The sequence below is a fragment of the Polynucleobacter sp. MWH-Berg-3C6 genome (assembly GCF_018881855.1).
In the GTDB taxonomy this organism is placed as follows: domain Bacteria; phylum Pseudomonadota; class Gammaproteobacteria; order Burkholderiales; family Burkholderiaceae; genus Polynucleobacter.
On record NZ_JACVPN010000001.1, the window covers coordinates 773389 to 796886 of the forward strand.

The window sequence follows — 23498 nt, forward strand, 5'->3', positions numbered from 1 at the left end:
GGAGGGGTGAATATGGGTGATTCAGCTAATGGCCTGATTAATAGGCCAATTTTGGCATCTATTCACACTGAGGCCTTTCAACACAATTTAAACAGAGTTCGAGAACTTGCTCCAGAGTCCAAAATTTGGGCTGTCATTAAGTCTAGGGCCTACGGACATACTTTTGAGGCTGCCCTAAAAGGATTAGCCTCTACAGACGGTTTTGCCCTGCTAAATATGCCAAATGCGGTGCGTTTGAGGGAGCAAGGTTGGCAAGGTCGAATCCTACTTTTAGAAGGGTTATTTCATGAAAATGAATTAGCTCTGGCTGAGGAGCTGTCTTGTGACTTAGTGGTCCATTGTGAGGCGCAAGTGGAGTGGTTGGAAAAATATACATCCCATAAGCCATTTAATATTTTTCTGAAAATGAATACTGGCATGAATCGCCTAGGCTTTAAACCTCATGCCTATAGAACAGTATTTCATCGTTTACATGCTATTGGTTGCAAGATGCATCATATGACCCATTTTGCAAACGCTGATCAAGTTGATCGTTTGCCTTCTGTTGGCAGTCAAGCGGAATTGTTTGATGACACGATTAAGGGCTTAGATGCACCAACATCTTTGGCAAATTCAGCTGCGATTTTGTGGCATCGAAATTCCCTTGGCGATTGGGTAAGACCCGGAATCATGCTTTACGGCGCATCGCCAACAGGGATCTACGCAGATATTAAGAATGCACATTTGCGAGCGGTCATGCAGCTGCAAAGTGAAATTATTGACATTCAAGAATTGCAAAAGGGTGATCGCGTTGGTTACGGTGGTCGCTTTGAAGCACCAGAGGCAATGAGAATTGGCATAGTAGCTTGTGGTTATGCGGATGGCTACCCACGTCACGCAAAAGATGGCACACCAGTTTGGGTTGACGATGAAAGCAAAGACGGAGGGGTAATTTGCCCCATTGCTGGACGAGTATCTATGGACATGCTCAGTATTGATCTTCGTAATGCACCCAATGCCAAAATTGGGAGTGTTGTAGAACTTTGGGGTGATCGGGTTGCAGTCGACGACGTTGCGCAGATGGGCGACACGATTGGTTATGAGCTCCTTTGCGCCGTCGCACCCCGTGTACCACTGATTGTGAAGTAACTATGTAATCAGTCTTTACAGGAGTTAATAAAAAACCCCATTCAAATTGAGTGGGGTTTTTGTTTGCGTCATGAAGTGCTATTTACTTATTCCAGAACTGCCACCATCGACGTTCTTTTGCAACGCGCTGTCCTGTCTCTAGCATTGGACTATCTGGAAAATTGAGTTTAAATACACGGGCTGTGTCGTTACTTAATTGAACCATGCCTAAATTCTCATACGACTTGTACAAAATATAAAGAGCTTCTTCAACAGCCGGCGCACGATCGTAGTCTCGGATGACCAGTTGTGCACGGTTGGCCGAGGCTAAATAGGCACCGCGTTGATAGTAATAGCGCGCCACAATCACATCTGCCTCAGCTAGAGAGTTGACGATATAGCGCATTCTATCCAAGGCATCAGGAGCATATTTACTATTTGGGAAACGCTCAGCAACAACTTTGAAAGACTCAAACGCATCCTTAGCCGCTTGAGGATCGCGCTCACTGAGGTCTTGACCTGTAAATTTTCCAAGCCAGCCCAAATCATCATTGAAGGTAATCAGGCCTTTGAGGTAGTAGGCATAGTCTAAGTTAGGGCTGCCTTGATGTAGTTTGATGAATCGATCAATAGCAACAAGTGCTTGGGCTTGTTCTTGAGCCTTCCAGTAACAATAGGCAGCATTAATTTGGGCTTGCTGTGAATAAGGGCCGAATGGAAAGCGTGCCTCCAGCTTCTCAAAGTATTTTCCGCATTTAGCAAAGTCGGCATCATTTAATTTATCCGTTGCTTCGGAATAAAGCTTAGTCTCAGACCAAATATCGGTATCGTCCTTTTGACCATCAGCACCCGCACAAGCGCTCAGCAGAAATGCCGTAGTTAACAACAGCAAAAGGAGGTTTATAGAACTGATGCTGAAAAAAGGAGGCTTTTTTTGCATGGCAGAGTGCCCGGTAGGCCTTAAACTGGCGTCTGATATTACGTCGGACATAACTGAAAGGCTCTTTAAGCGTGGCATTGCCGCAAACTCCTGATTCGAATCCTGTTGATTATATCGATGAAGAGGATTTCATCTCCCTGGAAATTCCCTTAGAGATGGCTGGGGAGAGGCTCGACAAGGTGCTGGCGGGGTCTTTGCCGGATTATTCCCGCAATCGACTCAAGGCTTGGGTCGAGGCGGGGGCGGTCATGGTCGATGGAAAGGTCACAAAAGCCCGCTATTTACTTCGTGGTGGCGAGAGTGTTAAGGTCTTTCCGCAAGAAATGCCTGAGCAGTTCGCCTTTAGCCCCGAAGATATAGCCTTGGATGTTGTTTATGAGGACGATTCTCTAATTGTGATCAATAAGCAACCAGGACTGGTTGTGCATCCAGCTGCTGGAAATTGGTCGGGCACCTTATTAAATGGTCTCTTATTCAGATATCCAGAGCTAAAGTTATTGCCGAGGGCAGGGATTGTGCATCGTTTGGATAAGGATACCTCTGGATTAATGGTGGTAGCGCGAACTGCTCAAGCTCAAACATCGCTCGTAAGGCAGTTACAAGAGCGAACTGTAGGCCGTCGATATTTGGCTTGGGTGTGGGGTGATGCACCAAGTCAAGGCAAAGTTTTAGCTTCGGTTGGAAGAGATCAACGTGATCGTCTTCGAATGGCTGCTGGCAGCCCGCAAGGCAAACCCGCGGCCACTGTATTTCGTCGTTTGGCAAAAGCTAGCTTTGCTGAATCACCACTAGCCTTACTCGAATGTCGTCTTGAGACGGGGCGTACACATCAAATCCGCGTTCACTTAGAATCGCTCGGTTTTCCGCTGTTAGGCGACCCGGTTTACCGCAAGAAAACACCAGGAGCTGCAAAGTCTTTGCCCTTTGAGCGTCAAGCTCTGCATGCATATGCTCTAAGCCTGCAGCATCCACTATCCCAAAAGTGGATGACTTGGTTTCGTCTCCCACCTTCGGATCTAATGGACTTGCTGCCACAAATCGGCATGAGTGATGCAGTCTTGCCCAAGGAAGAGGCCTTGCTCGCATCCATTCAGAATGATCATCAATCATGAGTTTTATTCAGCCTGAATGGCCCGCTCCTGCAAGAGTTCGTTCATTGCTCACCACTAGAGTGGGTGGTAACAGCGCTACACCATATGACACTCTGAATTTGGGCGATCACGTTGGAGATCAACATGCTGCGGTGATGGCCAACCGCCAAATTCTTGTCAAGCATTTACCTTCAGAACCCGTTTGGTTAAAACAGACGCACAGCGTACAAGTGAGTACACCCAAGAGTCGCGCGCAACACACTAGAAAGCCATTTGACGCTGATGCTGCAGTGACTAATATTCCTAATGAAGTGCTGGTAATCATGACGGCTGATTGCTTGCCAGTACTTTTCTCCAATGCTGATGGTTCAGTGGTGGGTGCTGCACATGCAGGCTGGCGTGGTTTATGTGATGGCGTATTAGAAAATACGGTCACTGCAATGCTAGAGCTTTCCTACCAGTCGACAGCTTCTGATTTGATTGCATGGATGGGGCCGGCAATTGGCCCAAAATCATTTGAAGTGGGTGATGATGTATTACAGCGCTTTCAAGAATCCGGCTTGCATGATGTGCAGAAATGCTTTTTACCTATCCCCAATAAGCCTGGAAAGTATTTGGCTGACATCTTTCAACTGGCCTGCGATCGACTTCATGCGGTTGGCGTGACTTCTATATATGGTGGTGGGATTTGCACCGTACAGGATGGGGGGCGATTTTTCTCCTATCGTCGCGATGGAGTCACTGGAAGGTTCGCTTCTTTGGTCTGGATATCCCAGTAGGCCAATTTTCTGCGGGTAAACACTAGCTTAGCCCTATGGCTAGGGTTATTGCGTATAACCTTATATGCCTTATAGATCGAGAATGATCCTAATTAATTGAAGAGACCACTATGTTTGCAGGCATGAATACCGGTGCGACCCCATCTTTGGCGCCGCACCATATGGCAATGATTCCACCAGAGCGTTTGGCAGAAATTCAAAAAGAATATTTTGCTGAGTTGGCTCACATTGCCACCAATCCTGAAGCGATTGAAGTCAAAGACCGTCGCTTTGCAGGTAAGGCTTGGCATTCATCCTGGAGCAAGGTTATTGCTGCTACTTATTTATTGAACTCGAAACATCTCATGTCGCTGGCTAAAGCAGTTGATACAGATGAAAAGACAAGACAAAAGATTTTATTTACCACCGAGCAAATGATTGATGCGCTCTCGCCATCAAATTTTATTGCGACCAATCCCGAGGTTCTAGAAAATATCATCAGCACCCAAGGCCAATCGATTCAAAAAGGAATCGTGAATTTATTGGGCGACATGAAAAAGGGCAAAGTTTCTCAAACCGATGAGAGCGCATTTGAGGTTGGTAAAAATATTGCTACTACAGAAGGCCATGTTGTATTTCGTAGTGAATTATTTGAATTAATTCAATACACACCACTTACAGAAACTGTCTTTGAGCGTCCTTACCTGATGGTGCCGCCATGCATCAACAAATATTACATTTTGGATTTGCAGCCTGACAATTCGGTGGTGCGTCATATGGTTGCACAGGGGCATACAGTTTTTCTCGTTTCCTGGAAAAATCCAGATGCTTCTATGGCCGAAGTCAGTTGGGATGATTACGTAGGTAAGGGCGTGATTAAGGCGATTGATGTTGTGAAAGAAATTGGCAATACCAAGCAGATTAATATCCTGGGCTTTTGTGTTGGCGGTACCCTAACGACTTCAGCTTTAGCTGTATTGGCTGCACGCGATGAACATCCAGCTGCCAGCCTGACCTTATTTACCACCTTATTGGATTTCACCAACACCGGTATTTTGGACGTCTTTATTGATGAGGGTATGGTGGAGTTGCGCGAGAACACTATTGGCGGCAAGAATGGCAAGTGCGGCATGATGTCCGGTTTGGATCTGGGCAATACCTTTTCTTTCTTGCGTCCTAACGATTTGGTTTGGAACTACGTGGTTGAAAACTACCTTAAAGGTAATTCTCCGCCACCATTTGATTTGTTGTATTGGAATGGTGACTCAACCAACTTACCAGGCAATATGTATTGCTGGTATTTGCGCCATACCTATTTGCAGAATGACTTAGTCAAGCCTGGCAAGTTGAAGATTTGTGGTGAGAAAATTGACTTAGGCAAGATCAAGTGTCCTGCTTATTTATATGCCTCTCAAGAAGACCATATTGTTCCTTGGCAATCTGCTTATGAATCAACTCACTTGCTCAAAGGTAAAAATCGCTTTGTTCTTGGTGCCTCTGGTCATATTGCTGGTGTGATCAATCCGCCGGCAAAAAACAAGCGTTATTACTTTGAAAATAACAAGATTGCAGCAACTGCAGATGAGTGGCTCGAAGGAGCAAAACAGATTCCAGGTAGTTGGTGGCCTAACTATACCAAGTGGCTTGAGCAGTTTGCTGGTGAGAAAAAGCCAGCAAGCAATACATTTGGTAATGCCAAGTACAAAAAAATGGAAGCTGCACCAGGGGTGTATGTAAAAGAAAAGGCAGCTCAAGCTGCTTAAGAACAGCAACAATTAACGCAGGTTTTTTTAAGGGGAAAGTAATGTCTCAAAAAGTCGCATATGTAACTGGTGGCATGGGTGGTATTGGTACCGCCATTTGCCAACGTTTAGCAAAAGATGGATTTAAAGTGATTGCTGGTTGCGGTCCTAACTCTCCACGTAAAGATCGTTGGATTGCCGAGCAAAAGGCTTTGGGCTATGACTTCATCGCCTCCGAGGGCAATGTATCTGATTGGGACAGTACTGTTGCTGCCTTTGAAAAGGTTAAGACTGAAGTTGGTCGTGTCGATGTGTTGGTTAACAACGCTGGTATTACACGTGACAGTGTTTTCCGCAAAATGACGCCAGATGCTTGGAAGGCCGTAATTGATACCAACCTCAATTCATTATTTAATGTCACTAAACAAGTGATTGATGGCATGGTTGAAAACAACTGGGGCCGTGTGATCAATATTTCTTCTGTAAATGGTCAAAAAGGCCAGTTTGGTCAATGTAACTATTCGACTGCAAAGGCTGGTCTTCATGGCTTCACCATGGCCTTGGCACAAGAGGTTGCTACAAAGGGTGTTACTGTGAATACGGTTTCTCCTGGCTACATCGGCACTGACATGGTTAAAGCCATTCGCGAAGATGTTCTTGAGAAGATTGTTGCTGGCATCCCAGTTAAGCGTCTCGGTACTCCTGAAGAGATCGCTTCAATCTGTTGCTGGATCGCTTCGGATGATGGTGGCTATGCAACTGGTGCCGACTTCTCTCTGAACGGCGGCATTCACACTGGTTAATACTGCAGTGCAGCATTTTCTGCACACTAAGTAATACGCAACATGGCTTATTTACCTTTACTTCAAGGAGAAGATAAACTAAGCTGATGTTGCGTTGCAGTATTCAGTAAGGAAAAAAATGGTTACCCGTACAAAACGAGCTGGCGAAGACCGACTCATCAAGAAGTATCCTAATCGCCGTCTTTATGACACCCAAACAAGTACTTATGTCACCTTGTCTGACATCAAGGGTTTGGTAATGGCGAATGAAGTATTTAAAGTCATCGATGCAAAGACGGATGAAGATCTGACTCGCAATATTTTGCTGCAAATTATTCTTGAAGAAGAAGCTGGTGGCGCACCGGTGTTTTCTTCACAAATGCTTTCTCAAATCATTCGATTCTATGGAAATTCTATGCAAGGTTTGATGGGAAATTATCTCGAAAAGACCATGCAGTCTTTTGTAGATATTCATAATAAATTGGGCGATCAAACTAAAGGCTTAGGTGCCGGTAGCACACCTGAGGCTTGGTCACAAATGATGAATCTCCAAAATCCACTCATGCAAGGCTTAATGGGTAATTACATGGAGCAGAGCAAAGACTTATTTGTGAAAATGCAAGAACAATTGCAGGGATCTCAAAACCTCTTTGGCAATTTCCCATTTACTCCACAGCCTACTAAATCTGAAAAAGAATAGTTGTGGCTGGAAAAATCGGCTTTGTTTCCTTAGGTTGTCCTAAGGCACTCGTTGACTCAGAACTTATCCTCACGCAACTCAGCGCCGAAGGATATGAGACCGCAAAAGATTATTCAGGTGCAGACCTCGTTGTTGTTAATACCTGTGGATTTATAGATTCCGCGGTTGAAGAGAGTCTTTCTGCAATTGGCGAGGCGCTTGCTGAGAATGGCAAGGTTATTGTTACTGGTTGCCTTGGTGCCAGAAAGAACGCTGACGGCAGCGATCTTATTCAGAGCATTCACCCTAAGGTCCTTGCAGTGACAGGGCCACATGCTACCAATGAGGTAATGCAGGCAATTCATTTGCACTTGCCAAAGCCCCATGATCCATTTACAGACTTAGTTCCGCCAGCCGGTGTAAAACTTACCCCCAAACATTATGTTTATTTAAAGATATCTGAGGGCTGCAACCATCGTTGCACTTTTTGCATCATTCCGAGTATGCGCGGTGACTTGGTTTCAAGGCCAATTGGTGAGGTATTGCTAGAAGCCAAGCGCTTATTTGAATCTGGTGTAAAAGAGTTGCTAGTTGTTTCCCAAGATACCAGTGCCTACGGTGTCGATATTCAATATCGAACCGGATTTTGGGATGGCAAGCCAGTAAAAACGCGAATGTTTGATTTGGTAAACGCTTTAAATCAAATTGCTCGCGAACATCAGGCATGGGTAAGGCTGCATTATGTCTATCCTTATCCCCATGTGGACGACATCTTGCCTTTGATGGCGGAGTTTTCTGAGCATGGCTACGGTGTCTTGCCTTACCTTGATATTCCATTGCAGCATGCTCATCCCGATGTATTGAAGAGAATGAAGCGACCCGCTAGCGGGGAAAAGAATTTAGAGCGCATTCAAGCATGGCGTGCAGCTTGTCCTGATTTAGTTATTCGCAGTACTTTCATCGCAGGATTTCCAGGTGAAACCGAGGAAGAGTTTGAATACCTCCTGAATTTCTTGGATGAGGCGCAAATTGATCGCGCAGGTTGTTTTGCGTATTCGCCCGTTGATGGCGCAACTGCAAATCAATTGGAAAATCCAGTGCCCGATGCAATCCGAGAAGGACGTCGTGCAAGATTTATGGCCAAAGCAGAGAAAATTTCGATTCAGCGCCTTGGTAAAAAAGTGGGTAAAAGAGTTCAGGTGTTGATTGATCGAGTTGATGATTCTGGTGGAATTGGCAGAACCATTGGCGATGCCCCTGAAATTGATGGTCTGGTGAGGGTTTTGCCACCCAGCAAGCCATCAAAACGCTATCGGGTTGGTGAAATCATCCGTGCAACGGTCATTAGCTCCCAAGGGCATGACCTAATAGCCGAAACTTGACGAATGTAATAAAAATGAAGGTCGTATCATTAATTAAGCCTATTTTTTGGGCTCAGCTAAGGGGGTTGTTATGAGTCGTGATGTCGTTGTCTTAAGTGCTGTTCGTTCCGCTATCGGCGCCTTCAATGGCTCCCTCAGTAGCTTTGAGCCCTCCGAGCTTGGCGGTATTGTCATGAAAGAAGCGGTTGCTCGCTCTGGTGTAGATCCAGCATTAATTAATTATGTCACCGTTGGAAACACGATTCCAACAGATAGTCGTTATGCATATGTTGCTCGTGTCGCTGCTATTCAGGCTGGCTTGCCTATGGAATCTGTGGCAATGGCATTGAACCGTTTGTGTAGCTCTGGCTTACAAGCAATCGTGACTACTGCTCAGCAAATTATGTTGGGTGATTGTGATTACGGTGTTGGCGGCGGCGTTGAAGTCATGTCACGCGGAATGTATGGATCACCAGCAATGCGCAGTGGTGCTCGCATGGGCGATACCAAAATGCTCGACTTAATGGTTGCCGTCTTGACTGATCCATTTGGCGTTGGCCATATGGGTGTTACTGCAGAGAACCTGGTTGAAAAATGGAAGCTGACGCGTGAAGAGCAAGATGCTTTGGCGGTTGAGTCACATCGTCGTGCAGCTAATGCAATCAAAGAAGGTCGCTTTAAGTCGCAGATCGTTCCAATTACGATTAAGTCTCGCAAGGGCGATATTGTGTTTGATACCGATGAGCATTGCAAACCAGATACCACTATGGAAACTCTGGGCAAGATGAAGGCCGTATTTAAGAAAGAAGGCGGCTCAGTTACTGCTGGTAATGCCTCCGGCATTAACGACGGCGCAGCTTTCTTTGTATTGGCAGATGCAGAAACTGCTAAGAAGGCTGGCCATAAGCCAATCGCTCGTTTAGTGTCTTATGCAGTGGCTGGTGTACCTAATCACATTATGGGTGAAGGTCCTATCCCTGCAACTAAGCTTGCTCTTGAGCGCGCTGGCCTGAAATTAGATCAAATCGACGTAATCGAGTCGAATGAAGCATTTGCGGCACAGGCTTTAGCGGTAACTAAAGGTCTTGGTTTAGATCCAGCTAAAACTAACGTGAATGGTGGTGCAATTGCTTTGGGTCATCCAATTGGTTGCTCTGGCGCCGCTATTGCGACTAAGGCAATCCATGAGCTACAACGTGTTCAAGGCAAATATGCTTTGGTAACGATGTGTATTGGTGGCGGTCAAGGTATTGCAACTATTTTTGAGCGTCTGTAAGTCAAAAGCAGAGCTAAAAATTACGAACAATCTCTTGGGTTAAATGCTTAAGGGATTAGTAGTAAAGCTGCATCCAAGCCGACTCGGTCAAAAGCCGCGTCGGCTTTTTCTTTGACAAGAGGTTTGGCTTGGTAGGCTATGCTGATGCCAGATCCATTCATCATGATGAGATCGTTTGCACCATCGCCCATAGTGATTGCATTGGCTTTAGTGCAGCCTAATAAGCTGCAAGCTTTATCAAGATAGGCAGCCTTGGCTGCTCCATCAACAATATCGCCGAGTACTTTACCTGTCAGCTTGCCATCAATGATTTCAAGTGTATTTGCTTGAGTTTGCTTAAAGCCCAATTGCTGACGAAGCTTTTCAGTGAAAAAAGTAAATCCGCCAGATACTAAAAGTGTATAAAGGCCGCGGGCATTTGCGCCAGCCAATAGCTCTTGAGCGCCAGGATTTGGACGTAAACGTTCGCGGTAAACTGATTCAAGGGCATCGGCTGATACGCCTTCAAGTAAAGCGACACGACGACGCAAGCTTTCCTTAAAGTCTTTAATCTCGCCACGCATGGTTGCCTCTGTAATTTGGGCAACAGCTGCTTTTTTCCCGGTAAAGTCAGCAATCTCATCTATGCATTCGATGTTAATGAGGGTGGAATCCATATCCATTGCTAGCACTTTAATGTCACCAGCCTTAAGATCAGCGTTCAAGAAACAGAGGTCGCTATTCAATTCTGCTGCAATAGCTCTCAGACGTTCTCTTTGTGTAAGGTCAAACTCCTGACTAGACTCCCAGCGTTCGCAATGGTAAGTGCCATTCGCAATCTGCCCTCCAAACGAATGCAGATTTATTCCATGTCTAATAGCTTGGTCCTTGAGCTCAAAGACCAGCTTTTCAGATATAGGCTCTCTAGATAGGGCTACGAGGGTTTGCTTTGGCATGGCTTAATAATAGCGAATAATCAATTGGCTTTTGCTGAGCTTAATACTGCTGACTCATTCAGGCGTCTTAGTATTTGGAGGATTGCATCTAATCGTTGCTCAAGCTTTTCAAATTCCCGATCCTTTTGGGGTAACACTTTGAGCTTATCCTGACCGTTGAGCTGAATATATTTCGAGCTTTGTATTAATTGAATGATCTTCAGAGGATCAATGGGGGGATTCGGTATAAATTGAATCTGAATGGATGCTGGCGTTGCATCAATTTTCTTAATGCCAAAGCCAGTCATTTCCAAGCGAAGTCGATGGGTTTCATAGAAAGATTTGGCTTGGTCTGGAAGATCTCCAAAACGATCTACTAGCTCTTCCCGCAACCCCATCAGTTCTGAAAAGTCATTGGTACCGGCAAAGCGTTTATACAAAGAGAGACGCTCATGCACATCGGGACAGTAGTCCTCGGGAAGGAGGGCGGGCACACCAAGGTTAACGTCGGTAGTTGCTTGCAGTGGCGATAGTAAATCAGGCTCTTTGCCACTGCGTAATGCTTTTACAGCTCTATTGAGCATCTCTGTATAAAGTTGGAAGCCAATTTCATGAATCTCACCAGATTGCTTGTCGCCTAAAACTTCTCCAGCGCCTCGAATCTCTAGATCATGCATTGCTAAATAAAATCCAGAGCCGAGCTCTTCCATGGCTTGAATTGCATTGAGACGTAATTGCGCTTGTTTGCTTAGGGCTTCTGGATCTGGAACCAGCAAGTAAGCATAGGCCTGGTGATGGGAGCGACCAACACGACCACGGAGTTGGTGTAGCTGCGCCAAGCCAAATTTATCGGCCCGATGCATGATGATCGTGTTGGCAGTGGGTACGTCAATGCCTGTTTCGATAATGGTGGTGCATAACAAAATATTGGTTCGTTGAGTCACAAATTCACGCATGACGGATTCCAGCTCACGCTCATGCATTTGGCCATGAGCAACGCTAATCCGTGCTTCCGGAATTAATTCCTGTAGCGCATGCTTGCGGTTCTGAATGGTTTCAACTTCATTGTGTAAGAAGTAGACTTGTCCACCGCGTTTAATTTCTCGGAGAACTGCTTCACGAATCACGCCGTCACCTTCACGACGCACAAAAGTTTTAATAGCGAGACGCTTCTGGGGCGCTGTAGCAATAATAGAGAATTCGCGCAAACCCTCCATCGCCATGCCTAGGGTTCTTGGGATGGGTGTGGCTGTGAGAGTCAGAATATCGACCTCAGCCCGCAAGGCTTTCAGGGCATCTTTTTGACGCACGCCAAAGCGATGCTCCTCGTCCACAATGACCAAACCAAGATTTGCAAACTGGGTCTCTTTAGAAAGAAGCTTGTGCGTACCAATAATGATGTCAGCCTCACCCTTAGAGATGGCTTCTAATGCTGCGTTGATTTCTTTGGTGGTTTTAAAGCGAGAGAGTTCCACAATCCGCACTGGCCAATCTGCAAAACGATCTTTCCAGGTAGCAACATGTTGCTCGGCAAGCAAGGTTGTAGGTGCCAAAATAGCCACTTGTTTACCGCCCATGACAGCAACAAAGCTAGCTCTCAGTGCGACTTCGGTTTTGCCAAAACCAACATCGCCACAAACAAGGCGATCCATTGGTGTACCGCTAGTCATGTCAGCAATCACTGCGGCAATCGCATTGGCTTGATCAGGAGTTTCTTCGAAACCAAAGCTTTCGGCGAATGCAGCGTAATCGTGTGCAGAAAATTCAAAGGCATGCCCTTTGCGAATTGCTCTGGCAGCATAGAGTCCGAGAAGTTCAGCCGCAGTATCTCTAATTTGTTGGGCTGCTTTACGTTTAGCCTTATCCCACTGTCCAGAACCGAGTTGATGCAGTGGTGCCGAATCAGGATCAGAACCAGCATAGCGAGTGACCATTTGCAATTGCTGAACCGGGACATATAAAGTAGCTTCGCCAGCGTATTGAAGATGGAGAAACTCCTCAAAAATGGGTGCTTCTTTAGGCGGCGCTAAATTTAAAAGCACTATGCCTTGATAACGCCCAATGCCATGTTCGGCATGTACTACCGGGTCACCAATCTTAAGTTCTGATAAGTCCTTAAAGAGCATGTCAGGATCAGCGCTTTCAGATCCTTTGCCTTTACGTCGCTGTCTTGCAGTCGATGTAAATAACTCCGCCTCGGTAATGATGATGAAGTTTTGTGCGGGCCATGAGAAACCATTAAAGAGTGGGGCGGTTGTAAGTCCAAATAAGGACTCGCTCTTGATAAAGTCGGCAACAGAATCAAAGCCCTCAGGCTTTAGCTGATACAGCGGCCTTCCATCCTTGCCTGCAACAGAATTGCTTTCATCTAGCAACTGACGGATGGACTCTTTTCTGCCTGCGCTATCACTGCAAATCAGGACTCGGACATTCTCTTTTGCAGCTAATTTGCGTAAACCGCTGACTGGATCCGCATCTTTGCGATGAACCGCAATATCCGGCACTCGAAGAAATTGCGCTGCCTCTGAAGTTTCGTTTTCAAGCGCTAAACGAGCATGTGGTTTTATTGTTGCGAAAAACTCATCGACATCTAAAAATAACTCTTTAGGCGGAAGAATGGGGCGATCAAGATCATGCTTGAGAAACTCATAACGCGAGAGCGTGTCTTTCCAAAAACCTTGAATTGCATTATCAATATCTCCAGTGCTAATAATCCACACCGGATCACCCGACCTTGGAAAGTAGTCAAACACACTGGATTGCTCTTCAAAGAACATTGGCAAGTAAGACTCTATTCCTGCGCTAGGAATCCCTAAGTTCGCATCCTTGTAGATGGAGCAACGGGTGGGATCTCCCTCAAAAACCTCACGCCAGCGACCTCGGAAGGCTGTTCTGGCCTCATCATTAAAAGGAAACTCGTGTCCTGGAAGTAGTCGTACTTCCTTTACTGGATATAGACTTCTTTGAGTGTCCGGATCAAAAGAGCGAATCTGTTCGATTTCATCGCCAAATAGATCTAGGCGATAGGGTAGATTTGATCCCATGGGAAATAGATCAATCAGTCCACCGCGAATACTGTACTCACCAGGTCGCATCACAGCGCTTACAGGATCGTAGCCAGCCTGCTGTAGTTGTAACTTAAGTGCAGCTTCATTGAGCTTGTCACCTTGCCTAAAAAAGAAGGTATGACCTGATAAGAAATTTGGCGGGCCCAATCTTTGAAGTGCTGTGGTAACTGGAACTAAAACAATGTCGCAGCTGCCATTTAGCAGCTCATAAAGAGTTGCTAAACGCTCAGATACCAAGTCCTGATGTGGGGAAAAATGATCGTAAGGAAGAATTTCCCAATCGGGCAAAAGGCGTGTTTTGAGTTGCGGTGCAAAAGCTGGAATTTCTTCCAAAAGTCTTTGGGCTTCCTGTGCCTGAGCACAGAAGATCACCATAACTGAAAAATCCTTGCGATAGCGTAGGGCGGTTTGGGCTATCAGGGCTGCATCAGCCGAACCCACTAGCCCCGAAAAGGTAAAGCGCTGCCCAGCCCGCGGAGCGGGTATAGGGGGTGCTAGATTTAATGCATCAGACATCTGAGCTCATTATAGAATCAGGCATGAGCTTAGGAAATCAATCCATGAAGAAATGTCATGCGCTTTTGCCCACTGCGGGAAGCGGGTCTCGCTTGGGCGGTGATTTACCCAAACAGTTCCAGCAATTGGCTGGGCGGCCCATGCTGGCTTACGCTATCGATGCCTTTATGCAATCTCCCCAGGTTGAATCCATCTGGATTGGCGTTTCACCCAGCTTTATTGATAATCCTATTTTGAAAAACCTTGCTCAAGGAAGCAAGCCGATTCATTTCTTACCTACTGGTGGATCAACCCGCCAAGAGACTGTTCGTAACACCTTGGCAGCAATGCTCCAGTCTGAAATAGCGGCAGAGGATTGGGTCTTGGTTCACGATGCAGCCAGACCTGGTATCACGCCAGCGCTTATTGAAAAATTGATTACTTCTGTGCAGACCTCTAACGTAGGTGGTTTATTAGCAGTCCGGTTAGCTGATACTTTGAAGCAAGCAGACCTTGATTCTGCCATTGCCGGTAATATGCCTCATGTAGAGAAAACCATACCGCGCGAACACTTATGGCAGGCCCAGACCCCGCAAATGTTCGGTCTGAAGAATTTGCATGCCGCCTTGGAGGATGCCATTCGATTGGAGGCTGATGTCACTGATGAAGCAAGCGCCATGGAATTGGTTGGTGCGAAACCATTACTGATTGAAGGCGCTACTCGAAACTTCAAGGTAACTCATCCAGCAGATTGGGAATTGATGCAGCTACTATTGAATGCAACAATAGATAAATAAAGAATCCATATGACACAAAGTAATGTTCAGGCTCCGCAGTTCCGTATTGGTCAGGGTTATGATGTCCATGCTCTGGTGGTTGATCGCAAACTGATTCTTGGTGGTGTACACGTGCCTTATGAAAAAGGTTTATTGGGCCACTCTGATGCTGATGCTTTGCTGCATGCGCTGACCGATGCTTTGCTGGGAGCGGCAGGACTAAATGATATTGGTCAGTTATTTCCTGATACTGATCCAGCGTTCAAGGACATGGATAGCCGTATCCTGCTTCGGGCGGCCCTTCAAAAGGTTCAGGCTGCCGGATTTCAGATCGGAAATGTGGATGCGACCATCATTTGTCAAAAGCCTAAATTAGCGGAATTTTTGCCTGAAATGGTCAGAAATATCGCCGCCGACCTCTTGGTTACCCCTAGCCATGTAAACCTCAAGGCTAAAACCAATGAATCCTTAGGCCACCTGGGAAGGGGTGAGGGCGTTGCAGTGCACGCTGTTGCATTGCTTTACAAGGCCTAAAGATCCTTTAAAACCCCAGGCATTGTAGAATTACGGTCTTTAGAGTGAAGTTTAAGCTTGGCAGTGTTTGCGGATATTCGCGAGGATGGCGAAATTGGTAGACGCACCAGGTTTAGGTCCTGACGCCAGAAATGGTGTGGGGGTTCGAGTCCCCCTCCTCGCACCACAAGATTACTACTTGGCTTGGACTTCACATATCCTGATTTCAATTAAGAGACGAGAATGGCTGTGCAGATAGAAAATTTAGGTTCATTAGACCGCAAAATGACTTTGGAATTCGCTCGTGCCGATTTGGCTAAAGCGCGTGAAGCCCGTTTGGCTAAAGTTGGTAAGACCATGAAAATGGCGGGCTTCCGTCCAGGCAAGGTGCCAAAAAATCTCGTTGAGAAGCAACATGGTATGCAAGTCGATTTTGAATTGCAATTTGATAAGGCTGCCGAACTTTTTTATGAGCATGCAAAAAAAGAGGGCGTAGCTTTGGCTGGTCAACCACGTCTTGAGCCAAAGAGTGAATTGGATGCTGACAAAATTATCTTTGATGCATTCTTTGAAGTGCTGCCAGAAGTAAAGATTGGCGATTTTTCAAAAGCTGAAGTCACTAAGTACATTTCAGAGATTGGTGAAGCTGAAATTGATCGCGCTATTGACGTGCTCCGTAAGCAGCAAGTTCATTACCATCCACGCGGCGAAGCTGGTGCCCATGGTGACGGCGGATCTAATACTGCAGCCCAAAATGGCGATCAGGTAGTGATCGATTTTGTTGGCAAAATTGATGGGGTTGAGTTTGCTGGTGGCAAAGCTGAAAACTTTGAATATGTTCTAGGCGAAGGCCGCATGTTGCCAGAATTCGAAGCTGCAACCTTAGGTCTTAAGCCAGGCGAAAGTAAATCATTCCCCCTAAGTTTCCCGGCCGACTATCATGGCAAAGAGGTTGCCGGCAAAACTGCTGAGTTCACCATCACTGTGAAATCAGTCAGCTGGGCTCACTTACCAGCAGTTGATGATGCGTTTGCATTGTCTATGGGTGTTATAGAAGGCGGCGTTACAAAAATGCGCGCTGAAGTAAAAGAAAATTTAGATCGCGAAGTAAAGCGTCGCATTACTTCTTTATTGAAAAATGAAGTGATGGAAAAGCTCAACACTTTGTGCGAACTGGATGTGCCTAAGTCTCTGGTGTCTTCAGAGCAAGAGCGACTCGTTGAGGGTGCGCGCCAAGACTTAATGCAACGTGGCGTACCGAATGCTAAAGATGCACCTATTCCTGTTGAGATATTTGCTGATCAAGCGCTCAAGCGTGTTCGTCTGGGCTTGATTCTGAGCGAATTGGTTAAAAAGCATAACTTGGCTGCTACAGCAGATCAAATTAAGGCTGAAATCGAGGAGCAAGCTGCTACCTACGAAGATCCTAAAGAGGTTGTTCGTTGGTTCTACAGCAACCCAAGCCGCCTAAAAGATATCGAGAACCTGGTACTTGAAGATAATGTGATTAAACATTTCACATCACTTGCCAAAGTAAGCGATAAAGCGATAAGCTTTGAAGAGCTAAGCAAGCTAAACTAAGTTCAAGAAGCTATCAATTTACTTAAAGAGGGCCGTCCTAAATGAACCAAAACCATTTTCAGTCTGAAAACTTAGAACCTCAAGCTCTAGGTTTGGTTCCAATGGTGATCGAAACCTCTGGCAGGGGTGAGCGTGCTTATGATATTTACTCCCGTCTATTAAGAGAGCGTGTTGTTTTCTTAGTTGGTGAAGTTAACGATCAAACTGCCAACCTAGTAATTGCGCAGTTATTGTTTCTTGAGAGCGAGAATCCAGATAAAGAGATCTCTCTCTATATCAATTCTCCTGGTGGTTCTGTATCTGCAGGCCTTGCTATTTATGACACCATGCAATTTATTAAGCCTCATGTAAGCACTCTGTGCATGGGTATGGCGGCAAGCATGGGCGCATTCTTATTATGTGCTGGTGAAAAAGGCAAGCGCTACGCTTTACCGAACTCTCGCGTCATGATTCATCAGCCATTAGGTGGCGCGCGTGGTCAAGCATCCGATATTGAGATTCAGGCCCGTGAAATTCTGTATTTGCGCGAACGTTTGAATAAGATTTTGTCGGATCGTACCGGTCAATCCATTGAGACAATCGCTAAAGATACCGACCGCGACAACTTTATGTCTGCAGAGCAAGCTCGTGAATATGGCTTGATCGATAAAGTTATTGAGAAGCGCCCTTAATTTTTAATCGAGTCTACTTTGAGCGATACAACCACCAGCACGACAGATAAAGTTTTATATTGCTCCTTCTGTGGCAAAAGCCAACACGAGGTCAAGAAGTTAATTGCTGGTCCATCCGTCTTTATCTGCGATGAGTGTATTGATCTTTGCACGGATATTATTCAAGAAGAAATTGCCAAGCTTCCAAAGGAAGAGGGCGATGATTCTTTGCCAACACCTCATCAAATTAGAGAAAATCTTGATCAATATGTGATCGGGCAAGATCATGCCAAGAAGACTCTGGCAGTAGCGGTTTATAACCATTACAAACGCCTGCAGTATCTCCCTAAGCCTAAAAAAGAGAAGCTTGATAAGGATGGCAAGCCAGTCGAGGCAGCAGACAAAAAAGAATCTAAATTACCTGCCAAGGCGATAGTAGATGGTGTTGAGTTGGCAAAGAGCAATATTTTGCTAATTGGTCCAACAGGTTCAGGTAAAACGCTCTTGGCTCAAACACTAGCGCGCATGCTTGATGTTCCATTTGTGATGGCTGATGCAACCACTTTGACTGAAGCAGGTTACGTCGGCGAAGACGTCGAAAACATTATTCAAAAATTGTTACAAGCATGCGACTACAACGTTGAAAAAGCGCAACGCGGCATTGTTTATATTGATGAGATTGATAAGATATCGCGTAAGTCTGATAACCCCTCAATTACTCGAGATGTTTCAGGCGAAGGCGTTCAGCAGGCTCTATTAAAGCTGGTTGAAGGTACCATGGCTTCTGTGCCACCACAAGGTGGACGCAAGCACCCCAATCAAGACTTCTTGCAGGTCGATACAACAAACATCTTGTTCATTTGCGGCGGCGCATTTGATGGCCTTGAAAAAGTGATTCAACAACGTACAGCTAAGACTGGTATTGGATTTAATGCGACGGTTCCAGGTAAGGATGATCGAGGCGTAAGTGATCTTCTTGTTGAGGTTGAGCCTGAGGATTTAATTAAATTCGGTTTAATCCCAGAATTGATTGGCCGCCTACCGGTAGTTGCTACATTGGCTCAGTTAGATGAAGAGGCTTTGATTCAAATTCTGACGGAACCTAAGAACGCGCTGGTGAAACAATACCAAGCGCTGCTGACTATGGAAGGCTCTGAGCTTGAAGTACGTCGTGAAGCGCTTTCAGCAATCGCTAAGAAGGCAATCGCCCGTAAAACAGGTGCTCGTGGTCTGAGATCTATCCTAGAGGGCTCTTTAATGGATGTCATGTATGACCTTCCTTCTCTAAAGAATGTCCAAAAGGTTGTTATCGACGAATCGAGCATTGCAGAGGGTGGAAAGCCCTTATTGGTCTACAAACAAGATCCTGAGCAAGTAGATTTAAGCAAAAAAGCTTAATTTTTTAGGGTTTTCGCTATTTTTGGGGCATTTTTGCCCCTTTTTTACACTTTTCCCCCTTGAATTATCAAAAGAGCTACCCATATAGGTAGTATGCTACTCATGAATATTGTCTCTATTTAGTGGTTTGCTTTTTTAGAGACTTTTGAGGTTTGATTACTTTGGAGGATTTGCCTTATGCCTGGCCACTTATTACTACCCTCTGAACCGATTCAACTACCTTTGCTCCCCCTGCGGGATGTAGTTGTCTTCCCTCATATGGTGATTCCTTTATTTGTGGGTCGCCCTAAATCTATTAAAGCTCTAGAGGCTGCTATGGAGACCGGTAAAAACGTTCTCTTGGTTGCTCAGAAAACTGCGGCTAAAGATGAGCCCGTCATTGAAGATCTGTATGAGGTTGGCTGTATTGCCAACATCTTGCAAATGCTCAAACTTCCTGATGGTACCGTCAAGGTTTTGGTTGAGGGTGTACAACGCGCCGAAGTCAGTCAAATTGAAGATAGTCTTGGTTACTTCAATTGTGAGGCTACTCCAACTGCAATTGATGCTATCGATGCGCATGAGACTGAGGCTTTGCGTCGTGCCATCATGGCTCAGTTTGATCAGTACGTAAAACTCAACAAGAAAGTTCCACAAGAAATTTTGTCTTCGCTTGGTGGCATTGATGATCCAAGCCGCTTAGCCGATACCATCTGCGCTCATTTACCAGTCAAGCTTGAGCAGAAACAGCGTTTGCTGGAGATGACGGATGTAGTGCAGCGTTTAGAGAGTCTCCTGGCAGATCTCGAGAGTGAAATTGATATTTTGCAAGTTGAAAAACGTATTCGCGGACGCGTTAAGCGTCAAATGGAAAAGAGCCAACGCGAGTACTACCTCAATGAGCAAGTGAAAGCTATTCAAAAAGAATTGGGTGAGGGCGAAGAGGGCGCTGATCTTGAGGAGCTCGAGAAGCGAATCAAGGCTGCTCGCATGCCAAAAGAAGCTTTGAAGAAAGCGGAGTCTGAACTCAAAAAACTGAAGTTGATGTCACCAATGTCTGCTGAGGCTACGGTGATACGTAACTTCATTGATACCTTGGTGAATCTTCCTTGGAAGAAAAAAACCAAGATCAATAATGACCTCACTAATGCTGAAAAAGTATTGGATGAAGATCACTATGGTCTCGATAAGGTCAAAGAGCGTATTTTGGAGTACCTCGCAGTGCAACAGCGTGTTGATCGCGTCAAGGCTCCAATTCTTTGCTTAGTAGGTCCGCCAGGAGTCGGCAAGACTTCTCTAGGCCAATCTATTGCACGAGCTACTAATCGAAAGTTTGTTCGGATGGCCTTAGGTGGTGTGCGTGATGAATCTGAGATTCGTGGTCATCGCCGCACCTATATTGGCTCCATGCCCGGCAAGATATTGACTAGTCTCACCAAGGTTGGTGTGCGCAATCCTTTATTCCTCTTAGATGAAGTAGATAAGATGGGCATGGATTTCCGTGGCGACCCTGCGAGCGCCTTGTTAGAGGTATTAGATCCAGAGCAAAACCATACCTTCCAAGATCATTATGTTGAAGTTGACTTTGATCTTTCGGATGTGATGTTTGTTGCAACATCTAACTCTTTAAATATTCCAGGCCCCTTGTTGGATCGCTTAGAGATCATTCGCTTGGCTGGTTATACCGAAGATGAAAAAACCAGTATTGCAGTGAACTATCTCATTCCAAAGCAAATCAAAAATAATGGCTTGAAGAAAGATGAGCTAATGATCGAGGAGACTGCAGTCCGTAACATGATTCGTTACTACACTCGCGAAGCAGGCGTGCGCTCCCTCGAAAGAGAAATTAGCAAGATCTGCCGTAAAGTGGTGAAGTTGCTGCTTCTCAAGAAGGAGGCTGCTCCTGTGGTGGTCAATGCCGATAATCTTGAAAAATTCTTATCGGTACGCATGTTTGATTTTGGTCTTGCGGGTAAAGAAAACCAGGTAGGTCAAGTAACTGGTTTGGCCTGGACTGAGGTCGGGGGCGATCTCTTAACGATTGAAGCTGCAGTCATGCCAGGTAAGGGTGTTATTACGCGTACAGGTTCTATTGGCGATGTCATGAAGGAATCTGTTGAGGCTGCTCGCACCGTAGTTCGTTCCAGATCCAAACGTCTTGGCATTACCGATGAGGCTTTTGAGAAGAAAGATATTCATATTCACTTTCCGGATGGCGCGACTCCAAAAGATGGCCCATCTGCTGGTATTGCCATCACCACCGCCTTGGTTTCTGTGTTCACCGGAATTCCGATTCGTTCAGACGTGGCAATGACTGGTGAGATTACTTTGCGCGGCGAAGTGCTTCCGATTGGCGGCTTGAAAGAAAAACTTTTGGCAGCTCATCGTGGCGGCATTAAGTTGGCTTTGATACCGGAAGAGAATGTTAAGGACTTGATTGATATTCCAGATAACGTTAAGAATGCAATCGAAATTGTTCCTGTGCGCTGGATTGATAAAGTCCTAGAGCTTGCACTGGAGCGAATGCCCGAAGCTTTGCCTGAGCCAACGCCTGAAGAGCTAGCTAAAAAGGCGTCTGAGGCGAGCAAGGCTAATGAGAAGGTCTCTTCAGGAGAGATTCTCAAGCATTAAATGAGAAGGGGTTTTCCGTCCTTTACACCTGGCTACTTAGGGTTGATTTGGCGGAAAACACCCGTATTTTGGGCACTTAGGTTACAATTCCTCCTGTAATATTTTGGGGCGCTTAGCTCAGTTGGTAGAGCGTCTGCCTTACACGCAGAATGTCGGGAGTTCGAGCCTCTCAGCGCCCACCAAATGTTTACTTCTGAAAGCCTGTTCTAGGCAGCATAATCATCCGATCTGATCCGCCTAGTAAACTAGCGTCATCCTTATTTTTTACTAGCGAACTTCTCCATGTTTGATACCGTCCGTAAGCACCAAAGATTAATGCAGTTTGCACTGATGTTGGTGATCGTTCCGTCTTTTGCTTTTTTCGGTATTTCTAGCTATTCCAGCTTTATGGATAAAGAGACGGATCTCATGAAGGTTGATGGCAGACCCATTACCGCACAAGAGGTTGATAACGCAGCAAAGCGCCAGGCTGAGCGCGTAGGTGGTAACTTGCAGATTGCACAAAGCCTTCCGTTTAGACAGGCAATTTTGAATGAGTTGTTACAGCAGCGCATTCTTGGCTTCGCAGTGAGTGATTTACGTCTGCAAGTGGGTAAAGAGGCATTGGTAAAAAGTTTACAAAACATCCCGCAAATTCGAGCCCTTTATAAAGCAGATGGCAGCTTTGATGATGCCCGCTTCAAGCAACTATTGGCTAATAATGGGCTCAATGAAGAGCAGTTCTATGCTAGCCAGGCATTTGATTTGAAAATTAGTCAGCTAGTGAATTCAGTTGCTCGTACGGAGTTGGCTAGTCCAAAGCTTTCTGAAATTATTTCAACCTTGTATGAGACAGAGCGCCAAGTACAGGCCTTGCCGTTTGATGCCAAGAGCTACTTGAGTAAGGTAAACCCTTCACCAGAAGAGTTGCAAGCTTTCTATAACGCTAATGCGAAGTTATTTGAAAGCCCAGAATTCATTGATATTGAATATATCGTTCTCAAGGCTGATCCAAAAGAGGATGCCAAAGCCTTTAGTGAAAAAGCTGACCAGTTTGCGAATATGACCTATGACCAGTCTGATAGCTTGAAGCCTGCAGCCGATAAGTTAAAACTCAGCATCCAAAGTCAAAAGGGCTTCACTCGGGCTGGTCCAAGTGGCGTATCAAGAGATCATCCTCTAGCCAACCCAAAAGTGGTTCAATCACTTTTTGGCGATGAGGCCGTAAAAAATAAACGCAATATTGAAGCGGTTCAAACCTCACCTGGAGTCTTTGTCTCTGCCAGAGTAGTGGTTTTTCATCCTGCTCAGACATTACCGTTTAAAGATGTTGCTGCAGAAGTGAAACGTCAGGTAAGTCAACGCGCCGCAGAAAAATTAGCGGTTTCAGCTGCTGCTGAGCGTTATTCGGAGTTGCAAAAAGATCCAAAGAATGCGTCTGGCTTCGGCAGTGCATTTTGGGTATCTCGTAATAAACCTACAAATCTCGTAGGCAGCGCCTTGGATGACGTGATGTCAGTTAATCCAGATAAGTTACCAGCCTATGTCTCTGTAAATGTTCCAGGGGCTGGTGTTACCTTATATCGCGTTGATCAGATTCGTCAGCCAACGACTGTAGATGCAAAGGTGCATAAAGCTCAGTCTCAGCAAATTCAAGCCCTGGCAGCTCAGTCCGAGTTCGCTGGCTTTATGTCCTATTGGCGTGATAACGCAAAAGTAAAAACCATTAATCCTTTAAAACCGCCTTCAACAGGCGCCGGCAGCTAATTGATTTAGTG

At 45.7% G+C, this 23498-nt stretch carries 18 protein-coding genes and 2 tRNA genes; 17 read left to right on the forward strand and 3 right to left on the reverse strand.

Annotated features, from left to right (window positions below):
- The first annotated feature begins 36 nt into the window (after positions 1–36).
- A complete protein-coding gene (alr, locus tag ICN13_RS04000; RefSeq protein ID WP_216139291.1) occupies positions 37–1128 on the forward strand; it encodes an alanine racemase in 1092 nt (363 codons plus the stop codon).
- An 82-nt stretch (positions 1129–1210) separates the two neighbouring features.
- Here the strand turns inward: alr and ICN13_RS04005 are convergent, their stop codons facing one another.
- The gene (locus tag ICN13_RS04005) at positions 1211–2047 is read right to left on the reverse strand and encodes an outer membrane protein assembly factor BamD (RefSeq protein ID WP_370622946.1); all 837 of its coding nucleotides are present in this window, start codon (positions 2045–2047) and stop codon (positions 1211–1213) included.
- A 71-nt stretch (positions 2048–2118) separates the two neighbouring features.
- On the opposite strand from ICN13_RS04005, the gene ICN13_RS04010 reads away from it, so the two are divergent.
- From ICN13_RS04010 to ICN13_RS04040, 7 genes are all read left to right on the forward strand, one after another.
- Positions 2119–3159 (forward strand): RluA family pseudouridine synthase, encoded by a 1041-nt coding sequence (locus tag ICN13_RS04010; RefSeq protein ID WP_216139066.1) that lies wholly within the window; start codon positions 2119–2121, stop codon positions 3157–3159.
- Positions 3156–3917: a peptidoglycan editing factor PgeF gene (gene pgeF, locus ICN13_RS04015; protein ID WP_216139067.1), complete on the forward strand. Its 762-nt coding sequence runs from the start codon at positions 3156–3158 to the stop codon at positions 3915–3917. Before ICN13_RS04010 ends, pgeF begins: the two co-directional genes overlap by 4 nt.
- Positions 3918–4027: 110 nt before the next feature.
- Positions 4028–5659, forward strand: coding sequence for a class I poly(R)-hydroxyalkanoic acid synthase (phaC, locus tag ICN13_RS04020; protein ID WP_216139068.1), 1632 nt, complete (start codon positions 4028–4030; stop codon positions 5657–5659).
- Positions 5660–5700: 41 nt separating this feature from the next.
- Positions 5701–6441: a 3-ketoacyl-ACP reductase gene (locus ICN13_RS04025; RefSeq protein WP_216139069.1), complete on the forward strand. Its 741-nt coding sequence runs from the start codon at positions 5701–5703 to the stop codon at positions 6439–6441.
- A 118-nt stretch (positions 6442–6559) separates the two neighbouring features.
- Positions 6560–7120: a polyhydroxyalkanoate synthesis repressor PhaR gene (gene phaR / locus ICN13_RS04030; RefSeq protein WP_216139070.1), complete on the forward strand. Its 561-nt coding sequence runs from the start codon at positions 6560–6562 to the stop codon at positions 7118–7120.
- Between the two features lie 2 nt (positions 7121–7122).
- Positions 7123–8481 carry a 30S ribosomal protein S12 methylthiotransferase RimO gene (gene rimO, locus ICN13_RS04035; protein WP_216139071.1) on the forward strand — a complete coding sequence of 453 codons (1359 nt, stop codon included), beginning with the start codon at positions 7123–7125 and terminating at the stop codon, positions 8479–8481.
- Between the two features lie 70 nt (positions 8482–8551).
- A complete protein-coding gene (locus ICN13_RS04040) occupies positions 8552–9736 on the forward strand; it encodes an acetyl-CoA C-acyltransferase family protein (RefSeq protein ID WP_216139072.1) in 1185 nt (394 codons plus the stop codon).
- Between the two features lie 47 nt (positions 9737–9783).
- On the opposite strand, the gene serB is transcribed toward ICN13_RS04040, so the two are convergent.
- Positions 9784–10671, reverse strand: a complete 888-nt coding sequence (serB, locus tag ICN13_RS04045; RefSeq protein ID WP_216139073.1) for a phosphoserine phosphatase SerB — start codon at positions 10669–10671, stop codon at positions 9784–9786.
- Between the two features lie 20 nt (positions 10672–10691).
- Positions 10692–14234 (reverse strand): transcription-repair coupling factor, encoded by a 3543-nt coding sequence (gene mfd / locus ICN13_RS04050; RefSeq protein WP_216139074.1) that lies wholly within the window; start codon positions 14232–14234, stop codon positions 10692–10694.
- A gap of 23 nt (positions 14235–14257) precedes the next feature.
- Here mfd and ispD point away from each other — a divergent pair, with 23 nt between their 5' ends.
- From ispD to ICN13_RS04095, 9 genes are all read left to right on the forward strand, one after another.
- A complete protein-coding gene (ispD, locus tag ICN13_RS04055) occupies positions 14258–15010 on the forward strand; it encodes a 2-C-methyl-D-erythritol 4-phosphate cytidylyltransferase (RefSeq protein ID WP_216139075.1) in 753 nt (250 codons plus the stop codon).
- A gap of 9 nt (positions 15011–15019) precedes the next feature.
- Positions 15020–15523: a 2-C-methyl-D-erythritol 2,4-cyclodiphosphate synthase gene (gene ispF / locus ICN13_RS04060; RefSeq protein WP_216139076.1), complete on the forward strand. Its 504-nt coding sequence runs from the start codon at positions 15020–15022 to the stop codon at positions 15521–15523.
- A gap of 79 nt (positions 15524–15602) precedes the next feature.
- Positions 15603–15689, forward strand: a tRNA-Leu gene (locus ICN13_RS04065).
- Positions 15690–15745: 56 nt separating this feature from the next.
- A complete protein-coding gene (gene tig, locus ICN13_RS04070) occupies positions 15746–17083 on the forward strand; it encodes a trigger factor (protein ID WP_216139077.1) in 1338 nt (445 codons plus the stop codon).
- A gap of 41 nt (positions 17084–17124) precedes the next feature.
- On the forward strand, positions 17125–17754 hold the full coding sequence (clpP, locus tag ICN13_RS04075; protein ID WP_216139078.1) for an ATP-dependent Clp endopeptidase proteolytic subunit ClpP: 630 nt from the start codon (positions 17125–17127) through the stop codon (positions 17752–17754).
- Positions 17755–17772: 18 nt separating this feature from the next.
- Complete coding sequence (gene clpX / locus ICN13_RS04080) at positions 17773–19131, forward strand: ATP-dependent Clp protease ATP-binding subunit ClpX (RefSeq protein ID WP_216139079.1); 1359 nt, start codon at positions 17773–17775, stop codon at positions 19129–19131.
- A gap of 177 nt (positions 19132–19308) precedes the next feature.
- Positions 19309–21741 (forward strand): endopeptidase La, encoded by a 2433-nt coding sequence (gene lon / locus ICN13_RS04085; protein WP_216139080.1) that lies wholly within the window; start codon positions 19309–19311, stop codon positions 21739–21741.
- A 106-nt stretch (positions 21742–21847) separates the two neighbouring features.
- Positions 21848–21923 (forward strand) — tRNA-Val (locus ICN13_RS04090).
- A gap of 100 nt (positions 21924–22023) precedes the next feature.
- A complete protein-coding gene (locus ICN13_RS04095; RefSeq protein ID WP_216139081.1) occupies positions 22024–23487 on the forward strand; it encodes a peptidylprolyl isomerase in 1464 nt (487 codons plus the stop codon).
- Positions 23488–23498: the final 11 nt, after the last annotated feature.